The following is a 21,136-nucleotide window of genomic DNA, read 5'->3' as shown; positions in this document are numbered from 1 at the left end:
ATACAGCGTACTCAGGGTCTTTATTTTGGTATTTATTGATACTACTCGGCGTTCATTACGACACACGACTATGAATTGCATTTTCTGGTGCAAGTGGACGACTGTAATAGAATCCTTGTACGTTATAACATTTCCACTCTTTGAGTAACGCTACTTGTTCTTCTGTCTCTACGCCTTCAGCAATAATTTTTAGTCCTAATTGCTTCGCCATAGAGATAATCATCTCAGCGATCGCACGACTATCTTTATCTACTGTAATTTTGCGGATAAAAGAGCGGTCGATTTTGAGACAACCGATTGGCAAATTATGCAAATAACTAAGTGAGCTATAACCTGTACCAAAATCATCCATCGACACCGAAATGCCGGATTGTTTTAATTTACTCAAAATATCAATGACATGCTCTTCATTATGCATCATTGCACTTTCTGTAATCTCAATTTCCAACAAGGTAGGATCGAAATCTAATTCTTGTAGCGTTTTGATAATAGTCTCATAAATGTCTGGCTTCATTAAGTGAATAGGAGATACGTTCACAGCAATCGGTACTGCATCATAACCTTCACATTGCCATTTTTTACTTTGTAAACACGCCGTACGTAACACCCATTGTTCTAAAGCAATAATCATGCCGGACTTTTCTGCTAACGGGATAAACGAAAGTGGCGGAATTTCACCCAAAATAGGATGATACCAGCGAACAAGTGCTTCATAGCCGATAATAAGTCCGGTACGAATATCGAACTTGGGTTGATATACCAATTTTAATTGATTATTATCGATCGCTTGTTCTAGATCATTTTCTAGCATAATCTGTTCTAGACTGCTCTGATCAGATACTGCGTCATAGAACTGATACTGAGAACTGCCGTTTTCTTTGGCTGTATACATCGCTGTATCGGCACGCTGAGTCAGTACACCTGCGGATGCCCCATCTTCCGGAAAGCGGGCAATCCCAATCGAAGCTGATAATTTTACCGCATGCTTTTCAATATGAAACGGTTGTACAAATCGTTCTACCACTTTGCCAGCTATTTTTTTGATTTCTTCGATATCTGATAAGCCCGGGATAATCACTGTAAATTCGTCCCCACCCATTCGAGCAACAAAGCTATCTTTGGGCAGGCAACTTTTCAGTACAAGACCAGAGTGACGAATAACAGCATCTCCAAAAGCATGACCGAATAAATCGTTAATACGTTTGAATCGATCCAGATCGATAAAAAATAAAGTGAACGGTGAATGATGATTATCTACCATCGTATACATCGATAAACGAGTTTCAAAAGAACGGCGATTCGCTAACCCTGTCAATTCATCATGATAGGCAAGATGACGGATCGTTTCTTGATCTCGTTTACGTTTGGTAATATTTTTGACAATAGTATAAGCACCTTCGATTTTGCCATGTACAAAGATAGGAATAGACGTTAACGCTATCGATAACGTACGATCTTTTTGATATTTTAATTCCAGGTCAATCGTACTTGAATGTCCGCTTAACACTAATTTCAGATGATCTTGAGCAAGAATTTTCTGTTCGCCTTCTAACAGGTCTGTAGCACGTACTCCAATCAATGTTTTGCCCAGTTCACTAGACATTTTCTGAGCACGGCGATTAATCCCTGTAATAACACCATTGATATCAAATTCAATCACACTATCAGGATTCTGTTCATACAAGGAACTGTAATACTGTTCTCGCTGAATCATTGCACGATTTTCTTTTTGTTCACGGACAAAGATAAAACTATCTGGAATAGCATACAGACTAGCTGTAACAAAAATCATATAAATATAAGGAACAAGATAAGATTTTTCAGTCAATCCCATTTGATCAAACGGTAATACGGAATATGCACAAAGTAACGGAATACCTGCTAGCCCCATTCCTGAAGTGATGATACCAAAAATCATTGTAGGCGAACGTAGACCGTGTTCCCGATTACGACTAGATAGTGAAAATAAGCGCATAACTGCTAAACAAATAGAAATAGCGATAGGAATCGTCATTAAAATCAGTTCAGGTTGCCAGATCAAAAATCCTCGAAATAAATATAATGTATTCGCATAATCAAATACTAAAATCGTAACTGCTACCGTCATACTCGTTACAAAAAATTGCATAGATCCACGCCATGATGAGAAAGCATAGCGGGAAGCGGCAAACACTGCTCCATAACAACCAATAATCGTAAAAACAAGATGAAATCCATAATATTTCATTGTGATCGGAACATTCATTGATATGGGGATCAAGATATGAGAAGTACTAAAAGCTAGTACGCCAATGAGAGCTATTATCCGCTGTCTTTTTTTCACATATTGATTACGCAACGAAGAGTTAGACCACGCAGAACCAATAACTATGACAGCACAACCTACCATAGAAGCTAAGGCGGCTATAAACACATATAGCCAGTGGACGGGTATCGTTGTTTCCAAAATCGTATTCATTTTTCTGCCTCTTTCGTTACGTTTCTATATATATCCTCTTATTAGTTCTTTAGACTACTTACTATGAGTCTTTTATCATATAAATTTAAACAAAAAGTAAAGACTTTAAACTCATTTTACATAAAAATTGTTAATAAAGTATGAATATTTTTTATTTTTCGCTAATTTTCGTAAAAAAATTCAATATTTTTTCCTTTTATTCTATTTTTAAGTTAAAAAGTAAATCAAAAGACCTATTTTTAGACATAAAAAAAGTAGATCGTTAATTCATTGATCTACTTTTGTAAATGTAATAATCGCTATTTGTAAACTGGTTATGATGTTTGGATTTGTAAAATGCCGGCACGTGGAGTCACGCCAAAAGCTATGGCTAGATCGGCTAATTGTTGATCGGTTATTTTCTGACGAACCGAATGATGAGCTGTCAGCATATAAATCTGAGCTGCTTTTTCTATCGTTTCGATAAGTCCAAAAGCTTCATCTATCGAGTGCCCTGTCCCAAATATACCATGATGTGGCCATAATACCGCATGATGATCTCTCATCTTCTGCGCAGTGGCTTGACCGATGGTATTAGACCCTGGCACCATCCATGGGATAACGCCAATTCCATCTGGAAACACTACAATACATTCGGTACACATTTCCCATAATGTTTTGGTAAATGTATTTTCATCAAGATCATGGATAAAGCTCATCGCGATCACATTTGTTGCGTGATTGTGTATGACGACCCGGTGCTGAGGATCTACTTTTAACCTTTCAATATGACTCATAAAATGAGAAGGCAATTCACTTGTCGGTACAGCTCCATTTTTGAATCCCCATAATACTTCCAATTGTTCTCCATTCGCAGATACACGCAAAAGACCCAAGTTGGCTTCAGGATCATCAATTACATTTTTAAAATATTTCCCTGATCCTGTTACGATAAAGTATTTGCCTGCTAATTCATGTACAGGAAAAGCAGGTTGGATATTATATTGTACTTGCTGAATATCAATATAAGGCGAGACTTCTTCTTCATCAAGTATACAGCTCACATTTCCACCATTACGCTCATCCCAACCGAACTTCCACATATTATAGGTCGTCTCTGCCATTTCACGTACAAAAGGAATATGCATTCCTGCTTTGATAGGTTGAGCTACTGTTGAGGTGTTCATGTTACATCTCTCCTATTCAATATGGGTTAGGATGATACACAAATGATCATTTACATTTATACTTTGTGAAAATAATTACTTGATCTATAATGCTATATTAGTCCTACTTAAAAATAAAGTCAACAAAAAAAGACATAAATAAAACAAAATAAAGATTTCATCTATCTTTTATTGTTTGTTTATGTCTTTTTGTAAATCATTATTATATTTTAGGTGTTGGATACGGCTTTATAAGATCATAGCCGTATTTTTGACGATTAAGTTCTTCTTGTTGTTGTTTGGCTAAAGCTTGCTCACCTAATATCTGTGCATAATCTGGATGAACAGCAAATACGCCATCATCATCGCCAATAATCAAGTCTCCTGGCTGTACGGTTACACCACATACACTAATCGGTGTATTTACTTCGCCTTGCATGTCTAAGCTTCGAGTAGTTAATGCACTGGTTCCTGTCGCAAATACCGGAAAATTCAATTCTCGAATCACTTTCACATCGGTTGCACAACCAGAGATCACTACACCTGCTACTTCTTTTTTCATCGCTACATATGTACGAAATTCTCCCCAACATGCTCGAAAATCATCTCCAGACATATCCACCACAATCACATCGCCAGGCATTACTTGTTGTAACGCATGTCGGATCGCTGTGGAATCAAGATGAGGAATACGTACAGTCACTGCATTGCCAAGCATTCGAATCGGACGAAACAAAGGCTGTATCCCTCGTAAAAATCCAAAATCTGTCAGATGACCTAATGTAGAAGGCTGAAGTTGACTGTACAATGTTATTAATTCTGCTGTAACACCCTGAACGCGCGGTTCGATACGCAACATCTGCTGTACTCCTTCTCTATTGAATATACAAATGAGTTCAATCATGATTTTGATATAGGATTTACTCTATAGACCCTGTCTGTACTGATACTTTAACTTTTGCAAATTTTAGGGCAGGTTGGACAATAATCCGATGGAGCCGGTAACTCGTAATGAGCACAGCACGTTTTGCGTACACGTTGCGGTTGTTCTGAAAGAGGTACTACGCGCTTTTTAGTATAAAATTGTGTCAACGGATTACGCTTTTCTCCAAAGCAATCATTCGGCGCTTCTTGAGTCAGATAATAGAGATCCTGCTGTATCCGTTGACGTTGTTCTTCGTTTGCTTCTTTCAATAACCGATTTTCGTACAGTACATATACATAGATCGCTATATTTTCCCATAAAATAGTTCGTGAGATCGAAGACACTTCCGAGATATTTTGTAAAATAGGTTGAAGATGTTCTGCAAATACACGTCGTACAATATCTTCCCGCTGTTGGGCGTATAATTCATTATTGGCTACATCCGCAGACTGAAGCTCATATACACTTGGATCACGCAACAGTAGATTAGGCATCCATGTTTTGCGAGTCGGTAATTGGAAATACGCTGATTCTAACTGACAATTATCAATATTCAGCGAAAATGTTTTGCGATACATACTCATCGCATACAATATAGGACAGATCATCATAAAAGCATAACGTTTGGAAAACATCGAAGCTGTAAGTGCACGTGAAGATGAACGATACAATGGTTGCAACCGATCCAAATAGCCTGCACATTGCTGAGGGTCTAACAAGGCAGAAGAAGTGACACTATACTCATCATCTTCTGCAATCTGATCGGTTAATCTTAATTCTTGATTCAGATACTCCCATTCATATGATTCCCAAGATGTAAGATTAGACAGAGAGCGGTTCATGTAAGACTCTCCCCTTTCCATAAGGTATAAGCATTGGTGTACCAAATAAAGGATCGCGCGCAATCTGACAACGCATTTCAAATACCGATTGTACATTTTCTACTGTCATAATATCTTCAGGTCTTCCTTGAGCGTAAATCCCTCGATTGTGTACAGCGATCATATGATGAGCATACCGACAAGCCAGATTGAGATCATGCAGTACCATAACAATCGTACGCCCTTCACGTTCATTCAAATCAAACAGCAAATCCAAAATCTCAACTTGATGCGTCATATCAAGATACGTTGTCGGTTCATCTAACAATAAAGTGTCTGTTCCTTGTGCTAGGGTCATCGCTATCCATGCACGTTGACGTTGTCCACCAGATAATGAATCTACTGCTCGATCAGCTAGTTCCACCATATGTGTTAATTCCAGTGCTCGCTGAACAGCTTGCTCGTCTTGAATAGACCATTGTTTGAGCCAGCTCTGATGCGGATATCTTCCTTGCTTAACTAATTGTTCTACGGTTAATCCTTCAGGAGCATTCGGGCCTTGCGGTAAAATAGACATCCGGCGAGCAATCTCTTTGGTGGAAATATGAGCGATTTCTTCTCCTGCTAACAATATCGATCCATTGTTCGGCTTGAGTAGGCGTGCCAATGTACGTAAAATCGTCGATTTACCACACCCGTTGCTTCCAATCAGAACCGTTATTTCACCTTTAGGAATATGCAGATTCAGATTTTCGATAATAGGATATGTTCCATACGAGATCGTCATATTTTTTGCTTCGATTTGATCCATCATCTTCCTCCTCCTTGTATGCTCCATGTATTCATATTAGTGAATATGCTTTTTTTCAAAACCGATTCCGATGTTGATATAACAAATAGATAAAAAAAGGAGCACCGATCGCCGCTGTAAATATACCTGCTGGAATATCAATCGGATAAAAAGCTGTTCGTGCGATAACATCAGCTACAAATACCAGTAAAGCTCCGAGCAACCCCGAGGCAAGTGCAACACTGCCAAATGTACGACCAACCCATCTACGGGCAATATGTGGTGCAATTAATCCGACAAACCCAACTGCTCCAACTACAGCTACCGCACTTCCTGCCAAAATCACGCTTAATAGTAACAACATCAAGCGATGCTTCTGCACTCGTACACCTAGACCTAGCGCTACATCATCACCTAGCTCTTGCGAATTAAGACTACGGGCAAAGTACAAAAGTAATGGAATTGCTACTATACATACAGGCAAAATAGAATAAACTCCGCTCCACGTAGCCCCATATACACTACCTGTTAACCAGATATATACTTTGCTTGCTGTAAACGAAGAACTGATCACAAGCATAAAAGTAGTCAGTGCACTCATTCCTGCTGAGATTCCTATCCCAATCAATACCAGTCGCATCGGTGTCACACCATTTTGCCATGACAATAGATAGATAAGCCCCGATACAACCAGTGCTCCTGTAATAGCTGCCACAGGTAACCAGTCGATACTTAGATGAAATACACTATTTCCATATGAAAGAAATAAAACAGCCGCCACTGACGCTCCACCTGTAATACCGATAATATCTGGTGAAGCTAACGGATTACGAATCATTCCTTGTAAAATAGCACCCGACATGCCCAGCGCCGCTCCTGCTAGCAAACCTACAACAGCACGCGGTAAGCGCAAGCGATACAATACAAAATCATAGGTGCCTGAGCTGTGACCGAATGTAGCTCTAATCACTTCCCATGGATGTATCCATGTCTCTCCGATTCCTACACCTATAATGCCAATGATGATCACAAGCGCTGTCAGTATCGCCAAAGTACGAACAGATCTTTTTTCTACTTGCATATGAAATCTCGCAGAACGACTGCGTAATGTCCAATATCTATGTTTGTTCATTTCCATGTCACTCCTTTACGAGCGATATAGAGAAAGAACGGTACCCCGATAAATGCTGTCATTACACCTAATGGAATCTCTGCCGGTATAATCACTAATCGTGCCACCAGATCTGCTGTCATCAACAACAAACCTCCCAAAGCACCGGAAAATGGAATAATCCAGCGGTAATCAGCTCCTACAAGTGCACGTGCAATATGAGGAATAAATAACCCTACAAATCCGACAGCGCCAACTATAGCTACCGAACCACCTGCAAGAATAACAATGATCAAACCAATAACCAGTTTGAGTAATAACACACGTTGCCCCATGCCTTTGGCAATCTCTTCACCGGTGACAAATAAATTGATCGCTCGTCCCATACATAATGCAGTTATACCTGCAATCGTAAGCAACGGCAGAACCGGTTGTAACATCGCTAATGTTCGTCCACCAATCGCTCCAGCTAACCAGAATAATACATTTTGCATACCTGTTTCATTTAAAACAAGCATCGCCTGTGTAAATGAAGTAAATAACGCCAGAATCGCTGATCCTGCGAGTACAATCTTTATCGGTGTTAATCCGTCTCGTCCTATCGACCCCAATCCATAGACGATTACTGCCGCTACTAATGCCCCTGCAAAAGCAAACCACATCAGTTGCGTCATTTCGGTTATCGAAAATAGCAGACTAGCTATCACGACAAAAAAGATAGCTCCTGCATTAATCCCAAATGTACTCGGTGAAGCTAATGGATTGCGTGTCAGTGCTTGCATTAAAGCACCTGCAACTGCTAGACTGGCTCCTACTACTATTCCGATAATGGCACGTGGCAATCGCTCTGTATACACTACCACGTCTGCTATCGATTCAGGATTGTAATGAAGTATCGCCGCGATCACTTCTTTGAGCGGTACAAAAGTTCGTCCTAGCATCGGGCTAATCGCTAGAACAACGATACATAATAATAACGTAATAATTAATCCGCACCATTTGGCTGTATTGCTTTTGAATAAAACCAATAGACATTCACTCTTTCATGATTACGTTTTGTTAAATGATTGCAGTCACAGGACTACATCTATACTCCTATCCAGTAAATGTGATAAAAGGAGGAGCAGGTGATGTAAACTACCTGTTCTCCTCCTTTATCCTATTAAGAAATTCTAGGTTCTAGCCAATTGTACTTATTTGGTTTGAGGCTTTTCTAATTTGTAGATATCATACAGTTCATCTAACATTAGACCTGCTGAGATATAACCGCCTGCTAGATTCCAATTCACTTCGTTGACTTTATAGATTTGATTGTTTTTGTATGCTTTTAAGTTTTTCCATAATGGATGACTCGTCCATTGTTGATAATTTTTTTCGATAGCGGCTTTGTCTGTACCTGAATCGAATACAAAGATCACATCAGCATCCATATCAGGAATACTTTCTTTGGAATTTACTTTGATTCCCCACTCTTCTTGTTCTTGCGATGCTGGACGGGTAAATCCAAGCTCTTTCAATATCAAGCCTGCATAACCCATATAATAAATACGAGCATGATCAGCGCGGAAGTTTACGATAGAAGCTTGAATAGGCAAACGATCTCCCATTTTCTTTTTGAAATCAGCTACACGATCTTCCCACGCTTGCAGTAATTGTTTTCCTTTGTCCTGTTCATTTAAGACTTGACCGACCAGATCAAGCGTTTTTTTCCAATCATAGACTTGATCCACCATCACAGTAGGAGCAATCTCGGACAACTGAGCATATGTTGCTTCATTACGGAATTTGGAACCGATAATAAGATCCGGTTTTAAATTATAAATTTCTTCAAGATTTGGCTGTGTTTCAAGTCCAACTGTAGGCACACCTGCCAGATCAGTTTTCAAATAATCATAAGCAGGTTCTCCTGTATGCGCTTCTACTACACCTACAGGTTTTACACCATAAGCGACTAATACATCAGTTGCGCCTTGATATAATGTCACAATCCGTTTGGGTGTTCCTTTTATCTCTGTGCTACCCATTTCATGCTGAATTGTACGTGTTGCTGATTCTGCATTAGCATTTTCGCCTGCCGCTTGCGCTGTTGGATCAACTGCACTTTTATTGTTATTTGCACCACAACCCGCAAGGATAATCACGATGATCATCATGATGCACAACATATGTATACCTTTGAACGATTTGCCTTTCAACATGGTCTTTATTCTCCCTTTCTTTTCACTACAATTGATATTGATTCTCATTATTAATTATAGTGAACGTCTTTTCCTTTAACATGGACAATTCAGTCTAGTGCTTGGAATAATCCGTCATTTGTCGTTTTTATCCAAAAACAATTGACGTACTTTTTCTAATAACATCAGATGTGAAAAAGAGTTATAACAGGTATGCATATGTTGAGTGGTATACATTTCATAGACTGAATCGTGCTGTACAGCCTGGAGCTGTTGCCAGATCGGATGAGCACATAAACGGAAAATACCTTGCTCGATGCCAGCTTGCATTCCTACGGTACCATCATGCTGAAAAGGAGTAATCAATATACAATCTGCATCATAATGCAACAAGTCTTCTGGTTGAATTTCAAAATAATGAGCGATATTCTCTACTCCGGCAGGCATTGTAAATCCTAGATCGTTGTACAATACAGCGCCTAGATTGCGCTTGCCATAGATACAGATCTTGCTCTCTCCTACACCAAGAATTAGCAATGAACGTGAACCGAATGTATGTTTCAATTGTTGACGTAATAATTGGGCGATATCTGCATATTGTTCTAACCACACTTGAGCTTCTTGATCTTTACCTACAATTCGTGCAATCGTTTGAAAATGAACACGCCAATCTTCAAAAAAGGGCAATGTGATAGTAGGTGCAATCTGCTCATACATTTTTTCTTTTTGTGACTTTTCAAAATCTCGAAATTCACAAGTTACGATTAGATCAGGTTGAGCATTCATTAACTTCTCCAGATCAGGCTTACTATCTCCGATCGGAATCGTATGTTCAAATTGAGTCGTCACAGGATAAGCATTATTAATAACGGCTGCATAAGGTTCTATTCCAAGTGCTACCAGATGACCGGTTAATAAATGTTTGAGTGAAGCAATTTTGTTCGAATAACGAATATTGTGAATATACGATTTGGGTGAGCGCCCGGTTACGGCTTTGAATTTGCGACTAAAATAAAATTCATCACTGAATCCTACTTGTTGTGCTACCGAACGAAAAGAATCATTAGACAGCAATAACACTTCTTTGGACTGAGTGATCCGAAGTTCAGTAAGATGCTCCATCGGACTTTTCCCGACTACTTTTTTGAAAGCACGCGAATAATAATCAGCACTCATGCCTGCAATCTCGGCTAATTGATTGCGAGTAATCGATGTAGCATAATGCTGTTCCATATGATCCAGTGTAGCCGCTATCGCTTGATTCATATCAGGTTTCTGTTCTTGAGCATCTTCTTTGAACAAATGAATCAATAGTTCTTGGAAAATAATATTCGCTTTCATCTGATCCCATAAATTCTCTTGATCGTGCTTTTCTTGAATCTCACGCACTCGATCAACAAACCAGCGAAAGTGAGCCACATGAAGCTCATATAACCCGAGCAATTCTATCGGTACAAAACTACCTTGTATATCAGGCTGTAGTACATGAAAAGAAAGAATATAATATTCGGTACGAGTATCGCTCTCAACCATGATTTTCAGCGAAGCATGTGGTGGAACTAGAAATACTTTTTGCTGATGAAGATCATAGCGATTACCGTTAATAATGATCTGCCCTTTAGCTTCTTTAAATAGTAAAAGACTATGCAATATAGCGTCGTAGCGTGGTAACACTTGATCCGCATATTGCACAGTCTGTAATTTATAAATATAGGAAGGAAATTGTCGATACTGATCTAATATCTTACTCATTACTCGTCGCCTTTCTACATAGATTGAGAATAATTATCACATTTCTGAGAACTATTCTCATTATATAGATTTAGACGCAAAAGTAAATTGTTGTAGCAAATGAGTCTTTGGATCACAGTTGTGCAAATGGATTTTGAATTGTACTTTGACCGGATGGCATACTGCCGGGTACACCTGCTTGTTCTAATAAAGGCTTCACTAATAATTTAAGCGGCCATTCTGCTTTGTTGAACAATACACCATCTATTTCTCGTCTTACTTCTGCTTCAAAAGGAATTTCATCTAACTGCTCGATCAATTGATCTCGTAATACTGTCCATAATATATTTTCTTGTATATCGTATACCGTACATAACGCATCTATAATCGCATACAAGTTCACTTGAATCCCTAACGTCTGCAAATAAAACAGTAATTCTGTCGGTGTATCATTATATAAGCTATTTGAATAACCGGGGCGAATCATATACTGAGGATCAGCGATATTTTGCTTGCGAAGCCATGGTAAATGCAATCGTACAGAATCATGATCTCGTAAAAGCATCTGCTTGATATGACCGTTTTGCCAGACCAATACGCTATTCTGTCCATGCAATTCTGGCATCAATCCTAGTCGAAATAGTCGCAGATTGATCTGGAAAAAGGTCTGACAGACTTCGCCAAATAATGTACATACCGATTCTTCTGTCACTTGCAGATGACGTACAATCATCCATTCATCGAAAAAGTGTCCTTCACGCAAAGCATTGATCGGTGCAGGTAAATTTACAGATAAAGCGGACATCGGTAATAATCGTTCTCCTTGCTCACCTGTAATCAATGACTCAGGATAAGTACGTACCATTGCGGCTAGATGTCTCGGTTCATCATCAAATAGACTTCCTGCTTCAGGCATATACGCCCACCAACGATTTTCATCACATAGAAATAACTGTTCATTCAATATCTGATCACGATCCAGCGCTTGTTCTAGCATAGATTGTCCACGCTGCCCGTTTATCAATTTGACAGCCGGCAAATAACGAGAAGCACCTAATGAAAATACACTAAGCGGTAATTTGAGATAATGCGGACTGTGATCTGTAGGCGATAACGAACGTACTGATGAAGTAGCTTCAAACCGACCGATTTGAAGCTGAAGATCTACCCAATCGCCTTGTTGCTGTGCTGTTGCTAAATATTGAGGCAAATTATACTGCAATTGCCATGGATGAACAGGAATCGCTATATATTCTGCTTGATCTAACCCTTGCTGTTGCATAGCTTGTATCACTTGCTGTTGTTGATCACTAGATAATAGATCAGACATCGGTTCAGACAGATGATTTGCTAATGAACTATTTTGACGATAATCATATAATTGATAATCCAGAACCGTTCTGCCAACCAGAGCTTCGCCTTCCATCACAACATGACGCTTAATAGCCACCCAGCACAATGTCATGGGTTGAGTGAACTCTGCACTATATTGACGATAATCTTGCTCATTTAATCCGACTTTGGCTTTGGATACTGGATGAAAAGGTCGATCTCTTAATGAAGCGTATCGCTCCATATGTTGAAAAAATTCGCTGGCTGACAGATCAAATAAAGATGCTGGAGCTAAATTATGTTCTAGTGACCAGGTGGTCTGCTGAATCGTCTCTTCTAATAACTGCACAAAGCGCTCTACACCGGGTTGTTCTCGATAAGTAGCAGTAAAGCATTGATCATTTACAATCTTCATCAATTGTGTCGGTGTTAATGCGATGATCTGTAGGACAGACGACGGTTGATCTGCTGAAAGCGTATCAGAATAACGAACCGCATACACATGAGTATTGATCCGACTTGCCTCGACGCCATTAGAATATGAATCAGTAGAGTTAGCATGATAAGCATACATAGACGTGCTAGCAGGTACATAACGATAAGGTTGAACAATCGCTGATTTCACAGGGAAAATAATGGTATATGCAGGTGTATCTATAGCCTGTTCCAGAGCAGATGATACAGATAGATCATGTTGGGGCGACTCTATACTCCAGCAATACCACAAGCTATTTTCTAATGTCTTGGTATCCGTTAGCAAAGAAATCGCTGTTAATGATTCTGCTTGCTGGATAGTGGACAGAGCTGATGCCGATGAAATGATGCGATGCTTCAATTCCTCTGTAGACAGCAATTGTAATTGGTGATCTGACCAGACCTTTTCAGCTAGTAATGTATTGATCAAATCTTGCATAATCTGCTCTGATGCTATACTTCGCTTAACTTGCTGTTCTGTCTGCTCTGTATGGGTATGATTGGAAGATACAGATTGTAGATCAATAGATGGATTGTTCTTAGCAGTTAACGGTTCTAAAACTTCGTTCCAATTCATAGCGGTTCATAACCTCCTATTTGATTATCAATATAGATCATATCGGGATGAGGATGACTCAAAAAATCATGATGTGATATTGTCCAAGCGTAAGCACCTGCTATCGAAAATAAAACAATATCGCCTACAGCAATCTGTTCTACTTTTACATCTTGAGCAAGTACATCTTTGGGTGTACATAGTTCTCCTGCCAGTGTTATCGTAATCTGCTCTTGATGTGGACGCTCAAAAGGATAATCCCACTGCTGTATAGCAATGAGTTCAAAAGGTTGATTATGTCCCCATGAGACAGGTAACCGAAAATGATGTGTTCCTCCACGCAAAATAGCATAATGTTTATGATGATTGCATTTCAGATCAATCACTTCTGACGCATAATATCCTGCATGAGCAACCAGATAACGACCCGGCTCGAAAATAAGCTCTACTCCTGGCAATACCTTTTCATTCCAGATATCATCAAGACCTTTTATAAAAGTATCCCATGCAAAATGAGTATCTGGCTCTGTATAACAAATGCCAAATCCCCCACCTGCATTAACATATTGAATCGATAGCTGGTATTGACTGATCCACTGACTTACCAGTTGAATATACATATTTACCAATTCGACATGTAGCTGTGCATCCAGATTGTTGGATACTGAATGCATATGAAATCCAGCTAGCGTCAGTTGTGGCAAAGACTGTACACATTCGATCGCTTCTGCAATCTGCGCTTCATCAATTCCGAATTGAGTTGGCTTACCACCCATCGTGACGGTTCCTGTAGGAATAGTCTTTCTGACATTCACACGCAGTAAAATGCGCACTGTTTTGCTTTTCTGCTCGGCAATCCATGCGATTCTACGAATTTCATGCATACTTTCTGCATGAATCAACATCACATTATGATCAATCGCTTGCTCGATTTCGCTATCTTTTTTACCCGGGCCACCAAAAATAATAGGAACATCGGGATCGATCAGCCGAATAGTATGCACTTCGCCGATCGATGCCGTTTCAAAACCGTCTACAATTGGCGCTAATGCTGTAATAATGCGTGGATCAGGATTTGCTTTGACTGCATAAAATAAGTTAGTTCTTGCCGGCATATCCTCTACTTTGCTACGTGTACGTTGACTTAATGTATCCAGATCATAAATAAAAGCACATACAGGTTTTCGTGAGATCATATGCGGAGAACGATTTACTTTTTCATCTTCGATGATTTTATGAACTTGATCTATAATTGCAGTAGATACTTGCGTTTTAGTTGGAGAAAGTGACGGTATCAACTTTGTATTCAATAGGAATCCTCCTTCATTTAACTGGACATACACATACACATACACATACACATACACATACACATACACATACACATACACATACACATACACATACACATACACATACACATACACATACACATACACATACACAGGAAAAGTTTACTTATAGTTCCGTTTGTGATCTATCTGTATTTATGACAGGGAATTGAGCAAGCTTGCTCTGTAACGCTCGAAAAGCAATTCCACGTTCATCTCCTAATACAAAAGCATGTACTCCTTTGTTCTGCCAGTGCTCATATTGATTGATTTGACGTGGAATAGCGCAATATGGAATCTGTCTGGAAGCCGCGACTTGCTGGATATGATCCAATGCTTGACGCACGAGAGTATGTTCGGTCTGCCACGGTACACCATAAGATTGAGAGAGATCAGCCGCGCCTTCAAGAATCATATCGATTCCTTCTACACTCAAAATCTCATCAATCTGTTCCACGCCTTGAACAGTCTCAATCATCGGTATAATCATAATTTCGTGATTCGCACGTTCCATATAATCCACTAGATTGTCTCTACCAAAAATGCCCGGTCGTCCGCTATTCATACTGCGTTGCCCGATAGGAAAATATTTAGCCGATTGAATAACAGCTTCAACCTGCTCTTTGTGTTCCACTTGCGGAATAACAATTCCCATTGCTCCACTATCCAGCACACGTAAGATTTCTTTGGCATTAATTTCTGAAATACGTACTAACGGGGTAATGCCTGACTGTTCTGCGGCTCGAATCATATGCTCAACCGTTTCAGGATTAATCATGACATGTTCCATATCAATAATTACAAAATCAAAACCAGCATAAGCAATCACTTCAATCATAATCGGTGCAGGTACAGAAGCGATCAATCCAAACACTGTCTGCTTTTGCGCTAATTGTTGACGTAGCCGATTGGTAGTTAACATGTTGCATGGCGGTAAGCATATAATGGATTGATGCCGTTTTTGAAGCGTAGCTCACCATCTCCAAATAGTCTTCGTTTGGTTAACTCTTCAATGAGTACGGTCTCAGCGAACAAATCAAAACAGTCAAATCGTTCTTGATGCTGTGGATGTTGCTGTTGATAATCGTGAATAATATCGGCTGTCATTTTCCAGAACGATTCTTCAGGGAATTGATAGTGTAGCTCCAAAAACATACATAATTCTGTTGCCGCAATAAAAAAGAAAGCATCATATGAAAAATCACGTACATCTTCAGGGCGATCTGTTTTGATAAATGAATTGCGATTGATCTTCGCATGACTTGCTGGCTCAGGTGTGAGATCAGGGCATAATTCAGGCTCAGCCAGATGAGCGACAGAGAAACGGACACCATCATGAAAATCTTTGAGTGCAATCCGTACAGGCAATCCTTGTTGATGAATTAAAATAATATTTTGCCCGTGTGATTCCATTCCTATTCCATGAGCATATAACATATGGATAATCGGAGTGACTGTTGCTTGTAACATCGCATATGTCCATTGCGCTACCCCATATTGTCGTATCCACGAATCAATCAAAGGAACACCATTAGATTGCACATGGCATAGTCCATTGAAAGGAACTCCATCTTCGCCTTCTTTCAAATAAGTATGCAGACTTTCACGCCAGATCGTTCCTAAAGAACCATAAGTCTGTGCTTGGCGATATTCTGGCAATTTCTCATAATCAAAAGTAATGCCTGCTCGCTCACGTAACACTACAAATCCAAGTTGTTGTGCTGCTTCATTTTGTTGAATCAATTGAATTAGCCAATCTGTAATCAGCGATCCATTAAGCACGGTATGCCCTGCTAAAATACGTGCTGTGGATGTATTCGTAATACTGAGTGCCATTTTGAGATAAGGGGCTTCCGGTCTAGTCTGATTGCCAAATGTACGAATAGATTGCTGTGCATAATAAGCATCATTTCCATAACCCAGCGGAACAATCTGTTGACTGGCAAGTTCGCGGTAAAAAGCAGAACTGATTTTGTTTTTCCACTGCCACGGATGAACCGGAATCATATAATAATCGTTACTGTTCAACTGTTGCTGTTGTAATCTCTCTTGGAATTGTTGCCATTGCGCTTGTCCTAATGCTTCTTGCATAAATGAGTCATGATCATCCACACTAGTTGAAAAAGCCGCCCGACTGTATTGTTTTGATACCGCTAACCAGATGGGATAGAGCGATTGTTGAAATTCGGGGCCGTATTGAGCATTATCTTCTAATGTGAATCCGATTCTAGATTTGTAACATGGATGGTACGGATGACCGTCTTTGATCTGTCCTTCTAAAGAATCATATTGACGTTGCTCTGCGGTTAGTGCATTTTCTTGTGTATCTGCTTGAGATTGTAAGTCTTTCAAAAGTGTCTGCTCTAGCTCATTGCGAAATTGTTGTAACTTCTCACCTTGTTGTACTTGTTGCAATACTTCATTCAGAAATTCATGCAAACGTGCAGTCTCTTGTTGACCATCTGCGGATATACGTGTAACAGGCATCTGTTGCAATCTCACTCTGCCAAAACTAAGCATGCGCTTACCTGCACATGTATATTGCACCACTTGCTGATCTGTATTCTGACCCGGCTATTGTGAATAGATGCGGAGACTGTTGATTGATAGCCGTATCATAAGCGTATGCTGTCTGAGTATAAGGAAGAATATCTTCATAAATAATCGCTTGCATTAATTGACGAATAATCCGTTGCTCTACTGCTTGAAAATGTTCGGAGTGTAGCGCTTGAATCATATAAAAAGGATCAGCAGGTTGTGTTGAAGATACCGTTGAATACGTTGGACGTTGTTGTGTAAAAGACATTATTTCACCTCAAATAAAATTAGTAGTGTTTCTATCAAATTGTAGTCATACGATAAGCAATAGTGAGCATTGCAAAATCGGTTGATTATCTTTTGGCTATATATAAAGGATTAGGAATATCGAGAAAAGAAGGCTGATCTCCTTTGGCTTGAAAACAACTAATAAAATTGGCTTTAGCTGGTAACGTTTCTACGTGTAGTAAAGATTCAATCAGACGGAAAAGACGGACATGTTGTGTTGATTGTGCTTGTTCATTCCATCTAATCAATTGCTGTTGTACGATATTCCAATAATGCTGCTCACTGCACTGTTCATAGTGAGCAATCGTATGAATAAGCGAGCCTAAATGATTGACTACAAAATAGTATTGTGTTCTAAGCCATGCTGTATCAGAATCGTATAGTACATGACTGTCTGCTTCGATCAAAGGCTGTATCCACTCTTCTACCGCCGGGCAAGTGCGATCAATACTTACTCCTTCCAGATCACGTACATAATAACAAGCAGGCAATCCATTTTTTAAAGAAATTAACGAATTTTGTAGATGTGCTTCAAAGCTTATTCCGTAATCTGCAAAAACACGTAATAACGATAATAATGTTATCTCTGTATAGTGTGATAACCATAAGGATAGATCAGGCATTGTATCTGCCGAACCCTGCCGAATAACCGATATTAATTTGGGTTCGTCAGAATGAGGTGCTTTTTCTAATAGCGAAGCCACTACATACGTATGCTCAGGATCAATATGTTGTGGACGATAAATCACTGTCATAGCAGAAGTCCATTGTTCTTGTTCTGCTAATGTCATCTGGATATCATCATTAGTCTGATTATGACTAGCTGACTTGTTATGATCTAATCCATCATTAAGAGATCGATCAGTATTCAATTGTGTAAGTAGCGACTGTACTTTCACCGAGCTATACCCTGTTTCTGTTAATACTTTGAAATGACTCGATTCAATCGCTGTCCGTTGATGATCTATAATTCGCGCTGCATCAATTGTACGTTGTGCTTGTTCGGTTGTATTTTCACGAATAAGGTTGGTAATTCGGATATGCAAAGGTAACTTGTATCCTCTGCCGTCCTGCTTATTCCATACTGTTCTGACAGAAGAAGTCGGATATACTTCATCACCTAGTGATCCCAATAGAATAATGTATTGATTCTGTATCGCCTGTTGCACGATAGATAATGTCTGGATATAGTTCACTTGCCATGGATGCATCGGTAATAAATGATAGTGATCACACAGCGATCCTAATCGTTCTTGGGCTTGCTGATGTACTGCTGGCGAGATAGATTCTTGTCTTGCTTGCTCGTGTAACCAGTGTTCATCCATATATGCAGAATGTACAGCTAGATAATACAATTGAAAGCTGGCTCCCATTTCCGGGCTATAAAGTGATAGTTCAGATATTGAGAACCCTTCGGAACTTTTGGGAAATGGATGAAACGGATGACCTGCAATCAGCGATTGTTCTGAATAGATATAATCTTGTTTATCTATAGCATGCTGAGATAGATGATGAGTATAATAATGTTCCATTTTGGTGAGACTGTTCTGGATTCGTGCTCGCATCAATTGCTTTTGCGAATCCCGTTGCTCGGTCTCTGTATAATGGCTTAATTCTTCTATAATATAATCAATCAATTGCACAGCCGTTATCACTTCTGCTACTTGTTGCTCGTTGATCAATACAAATGTATCGATATAATGATGCTGTCCCATAAGCGAATCATACGTAATCCCTGTCTGTATCCAGCGCTGTGTAAAAGGAAGCTGAATCAATATCAATGTATACGACTGTTCACTTTCCAACTGTTGTTCAGATACAATGTGCTGTTGTAATAGCGGGAAATGCTGAAGTACAGTGGTGAGCTTAGGATCAAATTGTTTGGTTTCTCGCAAATAACTGTTAAGCAATGCTTGTATTGTTGAAGTCAATGCCAGCGGATGATCGGTATGCAGATGATGTTGATATTGATTCATATGATTGTGATTATCCGTTGTTTGCTGTATTTTATTATTACTATGACGGGTATCTACAGAAGACACATTATGCACTCCTTTTCGTATGATGAATAGACTTCGTCGGTTCTGCTGTCTGACGCATAAAAAAGGCAGCCGGAATTGTTACTAAAATGATAATACTCAATACCCAAAATCCTTCATTGATCGTATGCAATGTACTGATGGCATCGGAATTGCCATATCCGATAAGCTGAGTACGTCGAACTTCGTAATAGACCGAAATAATCACGATACCAAGCGAAGAAGTCATACGGCGAATTACATTATTCATTGCTGAACCTTGAGATACGAATTGTTCAGGAATCGCATTTAACCCTGCTGTCGTTACAGGCATATTCGATAATCCTAAGCCCACTCCGCGCAACATCATAAGTACAAAGATCACCCAGAGCGGTGAATCCAATTGGAGCATCCCAAGCATAGCTGTAGTGATACAAGTCACCGACAGACCTACAAGCACAATCATTTTCGGCCCTTTACGATCAAGATGTTTACCTGCAATACGGACAAATATTCCTGTAAAAATCGCGGACGGTAAAAACACCAACCCTGTAACCATAGCACTATATCCGTATACATTTTGCACCAGTAAAGGAACCATAAAAATCGTAGCAAACATCGCAATAGCCTGTACACTCACTACGACGACACTAAGCGCATAGGTAGGAATATTGAAAATTCGTAAATACAGTAGCGGTTGCTCTTTGGTTAATTGCAAACGTACAAAGATAATTAACAATACGATGCCTACACCTATAAGAACCAGATTCGACCAGACAACCATATCGGCTAGATGCTTAATTTGACCCAGTGTTAGCAAAATAATGCCGACTCCGAGTGTTACTGTAATAAATCCACTCCTATCAAAAGTACGCTTACGATCAGCAACAGAGTGTGGCAAATATTTCAGACCGATCATAAGTCCTAACATACCGATCGGTACATTCATCCAAAATAACGACTGCCAGCTTCCCCATTCAATCATCAATCCGCCTACTGTCGGTCCAATAGCAGGTGCAACCATAATTGCAATTCCCCAGATACCAGTTACACGACCGCGTTCATTTTTGGGAAAAGCATCAAATATGATTGCCAGCGAAAGTGGAATCATTAGCCCGCCTGCAATACCTTGCAAACCTCGAAAGCAAATAACAGACACTAGATTCCAGGATAGCGATCCAAGTATTGATCCCAGAATAAATAGAAGTAGACCGAGTAAATAGATTGTTTTTTTACCAAAACGATCTCCTAGATATCCTGTTAATGGCATCGTCATTCCCATACCTAGAAGAAAAATAGTAATAATCCAGCTTGTTGAACTAGCACTACTATGAAAAACATTCATAAATTCAGGAACAGCCGGATTGAGCGAGCTGTTATTCAAAATCACTGTAAATGTCCCTAATAAAATACTACATAATATCATCCATTCAGACGAAAT

At 39.5% G+C, this 21,136-nt stretch carries 16 protein-coding genes; all 16 read right to left on the bottom strand.

The window, feature by feature from the left end:
- Positions 1–55: 55 nt before the first annotated feature.
- The gene (locus QE450_RS07870; protein ID WP_274170038.1) at positions 56–2,458 is read right to left on the bottom strand and encodes a bifunctional diguanylate cyclase/phosphodiesterase; all 2,403 of its coding nucleotides are present in this window, start codon (positions 2,456–2,458) and stop codon (positions 56–58) included.
- A gap of 314 nt (positions 2,459–2,772) precedes the next feature.
- The gene (gene rhaD, locus QE450_RS07865) at positions 2,773–3,624 is read right to left on the bottom strand and encodes a rhamnulose-1-phosphate aldolase (RefSeq protein WP_307298303.1); all 852 of its coding nucleotides are present in this window, start codon (positions 3,622–3,624) and stop codon (positions 2,773–2,775) included.
- Between the two features lie 202 nt (positions 3,625–3,826).
- Positions 3,827–4,462: an RraA family protein gene (locus QE450_RS07860; RefSeq protein ID WP_307298301.1), complete on the bottom strand. Its 636-nt coding sequence runs from the start codon at positions 4,460–4,462 to the stop codon at positions 3,827–3,829.
- 92 nt (positions 4,463–4,554) lie between these two features.
- Positions 4,555–5,370, bottom strand: coding sequence for an IucA/IucC family C-terminal-domain containing protein (locus QE450_RS07855; protein ID WP_307298299.1), 816 nt, complete (start codon positions 5,368–5,370; stop codon positions 4,555–4,557).
- Positions 5,351–6,160: an ABC transporter ATP-binding protein gene (locus QE450_RS07850; protein ID WP_307302626.1), complete on the bottom strand. Its 810-nt coding sequence runs from the start codon at positions 6,158–6,160 to the stop codon at positions 5,351–5,353. The genes QE450_RS07855 and QE450_RS07850 overlap by 20 nt, the downstream gene beginning before the upstream one ends.
- 55 nt (positions 6,161–6,215) lie before the next feature.
- Positions 6,216–7,271 (bottom strand): FecCD family ABC transporter permease, encoded by a 1,056-nt coding sequence (locus QE450_RS07845; RefSeq protein WP_307298298.1) that lies wholly within the window; start codon positions 7,269–7,271, stop codon positions 6,216–6,218.
- Positions 7,268–8,278, bottom strand: a complete 1,011-nt coding sequence (locus QE450_RS07840) for a FecCD family ABC transporter permease (protein WP_307298296.1) — start codon at positions 8,276–8,278, stop codon at positions 7,268–7,270. Before QE450_RS07840 ends, QE450_RS07845 begins: the two co-directional genes overlap by 4 nt.
- 165 nt (positions 8,279–8,443) lie before the next feature.
- Positions 8,444–9,448, bottom strand: coding sequence for an ABC transporter substrate-binding protein (locus tag QE450_RS07835; protein ID WP_307298294.1), 1,005 nt, complete (start codon positions 9,446–9,448; stop codon positions 8,444–8,446).
- Positions 9,449–9,562: 114 nt separating this feature from the next.
- Positions 9,563–11,179, bottom strand: coding sequence for an AraC family transcriptional regulator (locus QE450_RS07830; RefSeq protein WP_274170045.1), 1,617 nt, complete (start codon positions 11,177–11,179; stop codon positions 9,563–9,565).
- 112 nt (positions 11,180–11,291) lie between these two features.
- Positions 11,292–13,541 (bottom strand): IucA/IucC family protein, encoded by a 2,250-nt coding sequence (locus tag QE450_RS07825; protein WP_307298291.1) that lies wholly within the window; start codon positions 13,539–13,541, stop codon positions 11,292–11,294.
- Positions 13,538–14,863 (bottom strand): type III PLP-dependent enzyme, encoded by a 1,326-nt coding sequence (locus QE450_RS07820; protein ID WP_307298289.1) that lies wholly within the window; start codon positions 14,861–14,863, stop codon positions 13,538–13,540. The genes QE450_RS07825 and QE450_RS07820 overlap by 4 nt, the downstream gene beginning before the upstream one ends.
- A 115-nt stretch (positions 14,864–14,978) precedes the next feature.
- Positions 14,979–15,773 carry an HpcH/HpaI aldolase family protein gene (locus QE450_RS07815; protein ID WP_307298287.1) on the bottom strand — a complete coding sequence of 265 codons (795 nt, stop codon included), beginning with the start codon at positions 15,771–15,773 and terminating at the stop codon, positions 14,979–14,981.
- Entirely contained in the window at positions 15,767–17,371 is a 1,605-nt protein-coding gene (locus QE450_RS07810) for an IucA/IucC family protein (protein WP_307298286.1), read from the bottom strand. Before QE450_RS07810 ends, QE450_RS07815 begins: the two co-directional genes overlap by 7 nt.
- A gap of 4 nt (positions 17,372–17,375) precedes the next feature.
- A complete protein-coding gene (locus QE450_RS07805; protein WP_307298285.1) occupies positions 17,376–17,657 on the bottom strand; it encodes a hypothetical protein in 282 nt (93 codons plus the stop codon).
- Between the two features lie 85 nt (positions 17,658–17,742).
- The gene (locus QE450_RS07800) at positions 17,743–19,719 is read right to left on the bottom strand and encodes an IucA/IucC family protein (RefSeq protein ID WP_307298284.1); all 1,977 of its coding nucleotides are present in this window, start codon (positions 19,717–19,719) and stop codon (positions 17,743–17,745) included.
- 1 nt (position 19,720) lies between these two features.
- Positions 19,721–21,121, bottom strand: coding sequence for an MDR family MFS transporter (locus QE450_RS07795; RefSeq protein ID WP_307302624.1), 1,401 nt, complete (start codon positions 21,119–21,121; stop codon positions 19,721–19,723).
- Positions 21,122–21,136 lie beyond the last annotated feature (15 nt).

The organism is Paenibacillus sp. SORGH_AS_0306, assembly GCF_030819345.1.
GTDB lineage: Bacteria > Bacillota > Bacilli > Paenibacillales > Paenibacillaceae > Saccharibacillus > Saccharibacillus kyungheensis.
This window is presented reverse-complemented; position numbering and strand designations above follow the sequence as displayed.

Coding starts and splice junctions, on each gene's coding strand:
- QE450_RS07870 (WP_274170038.1), bottom strand. CDS start 2,458: ATGAATACGATTTTGGAAACAACGATACCCGTCCACTGGCTATATGTG.
- rhaD (WP_307298303.1), bottom strand. CDS start 3,624: ATGAACACCTCAACAGTAGCTCAACCTATCAAAGCAGGAATGCATATT.
- QE450_RS07860 (WP_307298301.1), bottom strand. CDS start 4,462: ATGTTGCGTATCGAACCGCGCGTTCAGGGTGTTACAGCAGAATTAATA.
- QE450_RS07855 (WP_307298299.1), bottom strand. CDS start 5,370: ATGAACCGCTCTCTGTCTAATCTTACATCTTGGGAATCATATGAATGG.
- QE450_RS07850 (WP_307302626.1), bottom strand. CDS start 6,160: ATGGATCAAATCGAAGCAAAAAATATGACGATCTCGTATGGAACATAT.
- QE450_RS07845 (WP_307298298.1), bottom strand. CDS start 7,271: ATGAACAAACATAGATATTGGACATTACGCAGTCGTTCTGCGAGATTT.
- QE450_RS07835 (WP_307298294.1), bottom strand. CDS start 9,448: ATGTTGAAAGGCAAATCGTTCAAAGGTATACATATGTTGTGCATCATG.
- QE450_RS07830 (WP_274170045.1), bottom strand. CDS start 11,179: ATGAGTAAGATATTAGATCAGTATCGACAATTTCCTTCCTATATTTAT.
- QE450_RS07825 (WP_307298291.1), bottom strand. CDS start 13,541: ATGAATTGGAACGAAGTTTTAGAACCGTTAACTGCTAAGAACAATCCA.
- QE450_RS07815 (WP_307298287.1), bottom strand. CDS start 15,773: ATGTTAACTACCAATCGGCTACGTCAACAATTAGCGCAAAAGCAGACA.
- QE450_RS07810 (WP_307298286.1), bottom strand. CDS start 17,371: ATGCTTAGTTTTGGCAGAGTGAGATTGCAACAGATGCCTGTTACACGT.
- QE450_RS07805 (WP_307298285.1), bottom strand. CDS start 17,657: ATGTCTTTTACACAACAACGTCCAACGTATTCAACGGTATCTTCAACA.
- QE450_RS07795 (WP_307302624.1), bottom strand. CDS start 21,121: ATGATATTATGTAGTATTTTATTAGGGACATTTACAGTGATTTTGAAT.